We start from the raw sequence: 6,063 nt of genomic DNA on the forward strand, positions 1-6,063 counted from the left end.
CAGGCTGCGCTGGCCGCCTGATCCCCCAACTGTCCAACTTTAGGGGGTCACTTCATGGATGGGTTTACGGCGTGTCCTGCAAGGCCACACCGCCCCGCCCAACCAGCAGACACCCCAGAGCCGGCTGTTGCCTTTGACGTTGCTCTGGCTTGAAGGCTTCTGCAGGTGCAGGGCGCAGCCCTGCCGACTCCCCCGCCGGGGTAAACTAACCGGATGGCTTCCCGTCCCGCGCACGAACTGCTCCAACGCGTCTTTGGTTACGACGATTTCCGTGGTCCCCAGCAGGACATCGTGGAGCATGTGGCTGCCGGCCATGACGCTCTGGTCCTGATGCCCACTGGCGGCGGCAAGTCGCTGTGCTACCAGGTCCCCGCCCTGCTGCGTGACGGTTGCGGCATCGTCATCTCCCCGCTCATCGCGCTCATGCAGGACCAGGTCGAAGCCCTGCGCCAGCTCGGCGTGCGCGCCGAATACCTTAACTCGACCCTGGATGGCGAAACTGCCGCCCGCGTCGAACGCGAGCTGCTGGCTGGCGAGCTGGACATGCTCTATGTCGCCCCCGAGCGCCTGCTCACCGGGCGCTTCCTGTCCCTGCTCTCGCGCAGCCACATTGCCCTGTTCGCCATCGACGAGGCGCACTGCGTGTCGCAGTGGGGCCACGATTTCCGCCCCGAATACCGCCAGCTGACCGTCCTGCACGAGCGCTGGCCGGATATTCCGCGCATCGCCCTCACCGCCACCGCCGATCCGCCCACCCAGCGCGAGATCGCCGAGCGCCTGGATCTGGCCGAAGCCCGCCACTTCGTCAGTTCGTTCGACCGCCCCAACATCCGCTACACCGTGGTGCAGAAGGACAACGCCCGCAAGCAGCTGACCGATTTCCTGCGCGGCCACCGCAGCGAGGCCGGCATCGTCTACTGCATGTCGCGGCGCAAGGTGGAGGAAACCGCCGAATTCCTCTGTGGCCAGGGCTTCAACGCCCTGCCCTACCACGCCGGCCTGCCGCCGGAAGTGCGCGCCAACAACCAGCGCCGCTTCCTGCGCGAGGACGGCATCGTCATGTGCGCCACCATCGCCTTCGGCATGGGCATCGACAAGCCGGACGTGCGCTTTGTGGCGCATACCGACCTGCCCAAATCGATGGAAGGCTACTACCAGGAAACCGGCCGCGCCGGCCGCGATGGCGAGGCCGCCGAGGCCTGGCTGTGCTACGGGTTGGGCGATGTGGTGCTGCTCAAGCAGATGATCGAGCAGTCCGAGGCCAGCGAAGAGCGCAAGCAGCTGGAGCGGTCCAAGCTGGACCATCTGCTGGGCTACTGCGAATCCATGCAGTGCCGTCGCCAGGTGCTGCTGGCCGGCTTCGGCGAAACCTATCCGCAGCCCTGCGGCAACTGCGACAACTGCCTGACCCCGCCCGCCGCCTGGGATGCCACCATCCCCGCGCAGAAGGCCCTGAGCTGTGTCTATCGCAGCGGCCAGCGTTTCGGTGTCGGTCACCTGATCGACATCCTGCGCGGCAGCGAGAACGAGAAGATCAAGCAGCAGGGCCATGACACGCTGAGCACCTACGCCATCGGCCGCGACCTGGATGCACGCACCTGGCGCAGCGTGTTCCGCCAGCTGGTGGCGGCCAGCATGCTGGAAGTGGACAGCGAGGGCCACGGCGGCCTGCGCCTGACCGACGCCAGCCGCGATGTGCTGACCGGGCGCCGCCAGATCAGCATGCGCCGCGATGCCGCCAGCAGCGCAGGCGGGCGAGAGCGCAGCGCTCAGCGCACCGGCCTGTCGGTGCTGCCGCAGGACCTGGCCCTGTTCAACGCCCTGCGCGGCCTGCGTGCCGAACTGGCGCGGGAGCAGAACGTGCCGGCATTCGTGATCTTCCACGACAGCACCCTGCGCAACATCGCCGAGCAGCGGCCCACCAGCCTGGACGAACTGGCCAGGGTGGGCGGCATCGGTGGCACCAAGCTGAGCCGCTACGGCCCGCGCCTGGTGGAGATCGTGCGCGAAGAAGGGTAGCGCCGGGCGTGGCCCGTCGCGAACCGTGCGCGGGTCCCCTGTAGAGCCGAGCCCACGCTCGGCTGCTTTGCGGCCAGATCGCGATGAGCCGAGCGTGGGCCCGGCTCTACATTGGAGTTGCTCCAACCTTGAACCTGCCGTTCAGCCACACGTGCATCACGCCCCGCTTGCCGCTAGATTGACGCCCATGTCCCTTGCCTCGACCCTGCTCCGCGTCGTGCTCATGCTCAGCCTGTTGCTCAACGGGCTGAACGCGGCCATGGCCAGCGGGCACGAACAGAGGGGCCAGATGGCGCATGCCATGGCCACCGCCGTGGCGGACGAGTCCGATTGCCACCACCACGCCGGCATGAAGGCCGCCCCTGCCCCACAGGCCGACGCCCCGGCCCACGACGCCCACTGCCAGATCAAGGACTGCGTGCGCAGCTGTGCCCAGCACCCGCTGCTGGCCGTGCAGCCGCACCCGTTCCTGGCCGGCCCGGCGCTGTCGCTGGCCCCGCAGCCGCTGCTCGGTGCTGGCCGCCCGGCACCGCCGCTGCCGCCCATCTCACGCCCTCCCATCGGCTGATTCCACGCGCACCGCTGCCGGCCTCGCGCCGGCGCCTTCCCGTGTCTGGAGTTACCCATGAATACCCGCATTCCCCCCGGTCCGGGCGGCCTGCCCATGCCATCGCGCCGTCTGTTCGTACAGGGCCTGGCCGCTGGCGGCGTGATCGCCGGCGCCACCGCAATCGGCGTACCGCAGCGCGCGCTTGCCGCCGCCAGTGCCACCCCGCGTCTGGCCGGCGCACCGGCGGTGCTCACCGATACCCGCATCGAGCTGGCCATCGGCGAGTCGCTGGCCAACTTCACCGGCCGCACCCGCCCGGCGATCACCGTCAACGGCTCCCTACCCGCGCCCATCCTGCGCTGGCGCGAAGGCCAGACCGTGGACCTGTTCGTGCGCAACACGCTGGATCGCCACCCCACCTCCATCCACTGGCACGGCATCCTGCTGCCGGCCAACATGGACGGCGTGCCCGGCCTCAGCTTCAACGGCATCGGTCCGGGCGAGACCTACCACTACCACTTCCAGCTGAAGCAGTCGGGCACGTACTGGTACCACAGCCATTCGATGTTCCAGGAACAGGCGGGGCTGTACGGCGCGCTCATCATCGACCCGGCCGAACCAGCGCCGTACCACCACGATCGCGAGCACGTGGTCCTGCTCTCGGACTGGACCGATCTGGATCCCGGTGCGCTGTTCCGGCGCATGAAGAAGCTCGCCGAGCACGACAACTACTACAAGCGCACCCTGCCCGACTTCGTGCGCGATGTGCGCCGCGAGGGCTGGTCGGCCGCCGTGGCCGACCGCGGCATGTGGGGCCGCATGCGGATGACGCCCACCGACATTTCCGATGTCAACGCCCATACCTACACCTATCTGATGAACGGCACCGCCCCGGCTGGCAATTGGACCGGGCTGTTCCGCAGTGGCGAGAAGGTGCTGCTGCGCTTCATCAACGGCGCTTCGATGACCTACTTCGACGTGCGCATTCCCGGTCTGAAGATGACCGTGGTCGCCGCTGACGGCCAGTACATCCATCCGGTCAGCATCGATGAGTTCCGCATCGCGCCGGCCGAGACATTTGATGTGCTGGTGGAACACACCGGCCAGGATGCCTTCACCATTTTCTGCCAGGACATGGGCCGTACCGGCTTCGCCGCTGGCACCCTGGCCGTGCGTCATGGCCTGCAGGCACCGGTGCCGCAGCGCGATCCTCGACCGCTGCTGACGATGAGTGACATGGGGCATGACATGGCCGGGCACAGTGACCATGACATGTCCGCAATGAAAAGCATGGAGGGCGGCTGCGGGGCCAGCATGGACCACAGCGCGCATGCCGCCGGTACCGCAGGCAAACCACCGAAGCACTCTGCCAGCGAGCTGGCCAGCCCGCTGGTGGACATGCGCAGCAGTGCCACCGAACCCAAGCTGGATGACCCCGGCATCGGCCTGCGCGACAACGGCCGCCAGGTGCTGACCTACGGCGCCATGCACAGTCTGTTCGAAGACCCCGATGGCCGCGAGCCCAGCCGCGAGATCGAACTGCACCTCACCGGGCACATGGAGAAATTTGCCTGGTCGTTCGACGGCGTTCCGTTCGCCAGCGCCGAGCCGCTGCGGCTGAACTACGGCGAGCGCATGCGTATCGTGCTGGTCAACGACACGATGATGCAGCACCCGATCCACCTGCACGGCGTGTGGAGCGACGTGGAAAACGCACAGGGCGGATTCCAGGTGCGCAAGCACACCGTGGACATGCCGCCGGGCACCCGCCGCAGCTACCGCGTACGCGCCGACGCGCTCGGCCGCTGGGCCTACCACTGCCACCTGCTGTACCACATGGAAGCGGGCATGATGCGCGAAGTGAGGATCGAAGAATGAGCCGTCTCCTCTCCCGCAGCCTGCTGGCCCTTGGCCTGGCCACTGGCCTGCCCGCGTTCGCGCAGGCGCAGGCGCAGGCGCACGACGATCATGCCGGCCATGACATGCCCGCGCCCGCAAAGACGCCGGTCGACCATTCGAAGATGGATCACTCGAAGATGGATCATTCGAGCATGGACCATTCAATGATGGACCACTCGCAGATGGATCATGCGGCCATGGGCCACGACATGCCTGCACCCAGCGAACCCCGAGAACCCATTCCTGTCCCCACCGACGCCGACCGCGCCGCCGCCTTCCCGTCCATCGACCATGGCGCGATGGAGCATGCCCCACAGATCAACAGCCTGCTGCTGATCGACCGCCTGGAACACTGGGACAGCAGCAACGGAAACGGCCAGGCCTGGGAGGCCACCGGCTGGATCGGCGGCGACATCAACCGCCTGTGGCTGCGCAGCGATGGCGAACGCACCGGCGGCCGTACCGGGTCGTCGTCGCTGGAAGCGCTGTATGGCCGCAGCGTATCGCCGTGGTGGGACGTGCTGGTGGGCGTGCGCCAGGATTTCCGCCCGGCCGACTCACGCACCTGGGCCGCCATCGGCATCCAGGGCCTGGCACCGTACAAATTTGAAAGCTCGGCCACGCTGTATCTGGGCTCGGGCGGCCAGATGCTGGCCAAGGCCGAAGTGGAGTACGAGGTGCTGCTGAGCAACCGGCTGATACTGCAGCCGCTGGTGGAAGCCACGCTGGCGGCCAAGGACGAACCGGCGTACGGCATCGGCCGCGGCCTGAACAAAGTCGAGACCGGTCTGCGCCTGCGCTACGAGTTCAACCGCCGCTTCGCGCCGTACATCGGCATCAGCCACGAACGCAGTTTCGGCGATGCGGCCGACGCGGCCGGTGACCACGCGCGCGATACGCGCTGGGTCGCCGGTGTGCGCCTGTGGTTCTGAGGCACGGCAAGGCCCCGGCACTCGCCGGGGCCCGCTACACTGCGCCGCGTCCCATCCCACACACCGCCATGCCCCTGCAGATCCGCCGCGCCACGCTGGCCGATGCCGAAGCGCTTTCGGCCATCGCCATTGCCACCTACACCGAAACCTGGGGCGACTCGTACCCGCCGCAGGAACTGGACGTGTTCCTGCAGGCGCACTACGGCAACGTGGCGCAGCACGAAGAACTGTCCGACCCTCGCAGCGCGGTCTGGCTGCTGCTGGATGGCGGGAATGTGGTCGGTTATCTGGCTGCCGGTGCCAATACCCTGCCGCACGCCAAAGCACGCGAGGGCGACATCGAACTGAAGCGACTGTACATCCTGGCCGCCCACCAGAACGGCGGGCACGGCACACGTCTGATGGACGCGTTCATCGCCTGGCTGGACCAGCCACAACGCCGCACCCTGTGGGTGGGCGTGTGGGAGGAGAATTTCGCCGCACAGCGCTTCTACGCGCGCTACGGCTGCGAGAAGGCCGGCGAGTACGACTTCATCGTCGGCAGTACCCACGACCGCGAGTTCATCCTGCGCCGGCGGTAGTGTCGAGCTTGCTCGACTGCACCTCGCCTGTAGATACCGTGTTGTCCTTGCCTAGGCAAGGACGACTTCAGGCTCAAACGGT

5 protein-coding genes are annotated in these 6,063 nt (G+C 67.5%); all 5 read left to right on the forward strand.

Annotated elements, in window-relative coordinates:
- Window positions 1-213: 213 nt before the first annotated feature.
- The 5 genes from recQ to ACQKDV_RS17800 all read left to right on the forward strand — a co-directional run bounded on the left by recQ (window position 214) and on the right by ACQKDV_RS17800 (window position 5,981).
- Window positions 214-2,019 carry a DNA helicase RecQ gene (gene recQ, locus ACQKDV_RS17780; RefSeq protein WP_427785512.1) on the forward strand — a complete coding sequence of 602 codons (1,806 nt, stop codon included), beginning with the start codon at window positions 214-216 and terminating at the stop codon, window positions 2,017-2,019.
- 187 nt (window positions 2,020-2,206) lie between these two features.
- Window positions 2,207-2,587: a CopL family metal-binding regulatory protein gene (locus ACQKDV_RS17785; protein WP_427785513.1), complete on the forward strand. Its 381-nt coding sequence runs from the start codon at window positions 2,207-2,209 to the stop codon at window positions 2,585-2,587.
- 57 nt (window positions 2,588-2,644) lie between these two features.
- Window positions 2,645-4,447, forward strand: a complete 1,803-nt coding sequence (locus ACQKDV_RS17790) for a copper resistance system multicopper oxidase (RefSeq protein WP_427785514.1) — start codon at window positions 2,645-2,647, stop codon at window positions 4,445-4,447.
- The gene (locus ACQKDV_RS17795) at window positions 4,444-5,400 is read left to right on the forward strand and encodes a copper resistance protein B (protein WP_427785515.1); all 957 of its coding nucleotides are present in this window, start codon (window positions 4,444-4,446) and stop codon (window positions 5,398-5,400) included. Before ACQKDV_RS17790 ends, ACQKDV_RS17795 begins: the two co-directional genes overlap by 4 nt.
- Window positions 5,401-5,468: 68 nt before the next feature.
- Window positions 5,469-5,981, forward strand: coding sequence for an N-acetyltransferase family protein (locus ACQKDV_RS17800; RefSeq protein WP_427785517.1), 513 nt, complete (start codon window positions 5,469-5,471; stop codon window positions 5,979-5,981).
- The last annotated feature ends 82 nt before the right edge of the window (window positions 5,982-6,063 follow it).

The organism is Stenotrophomonas sp. NPDC077659 (assembly GCF_050268705.1).
Taxonomy (GTDB): domain Bacteria; phylum Pseudomonadota; class Gammaproteobacteria; order Xanthomonadales; family Xanthomonadaceae; genus Stenotrophomonas.

Bases quoted from the DNA above. Each gene is read 5' to 3' on its own strand.
- ACQKDV_RS17785 (WP_427785513.1), top strand. From the start codon at position 2,207: ATGTCCCTTGCCTCGACCCTGCTCCGCGTCGTGCTCATGCTCAGCCTG.
- ACQKDV_RS17795 (WP_427785515.1), top strand. From the start codon at position 4,444: ATGAGCCGTCTCCTCTCCCGCAGCCTGCTGGCCCTTGGCCTGGCCACT.
- ACQKDV_RS17800 (WP_427785517.1), top strand. From the start codon at position 5,469: ATGCCCCTGCAGATCCGCCGCGCCACGCTGGCCGATGCCGAAGCGCTT.
- recQ (WP_427785512.1), top strand. From the start codon at position 214: ATGGCTTCCCGTCCCGCGCACGAACTGCTCCAACGCGTCTTTGGTTAC.
- ACQKDV_RS17790 (WP_427785514.1), top strand. From the start codon at position 2,645: ATGAATACCCGCATTCCCCCCGGTCCGGGCGGCCTGCCCATGCCATCG.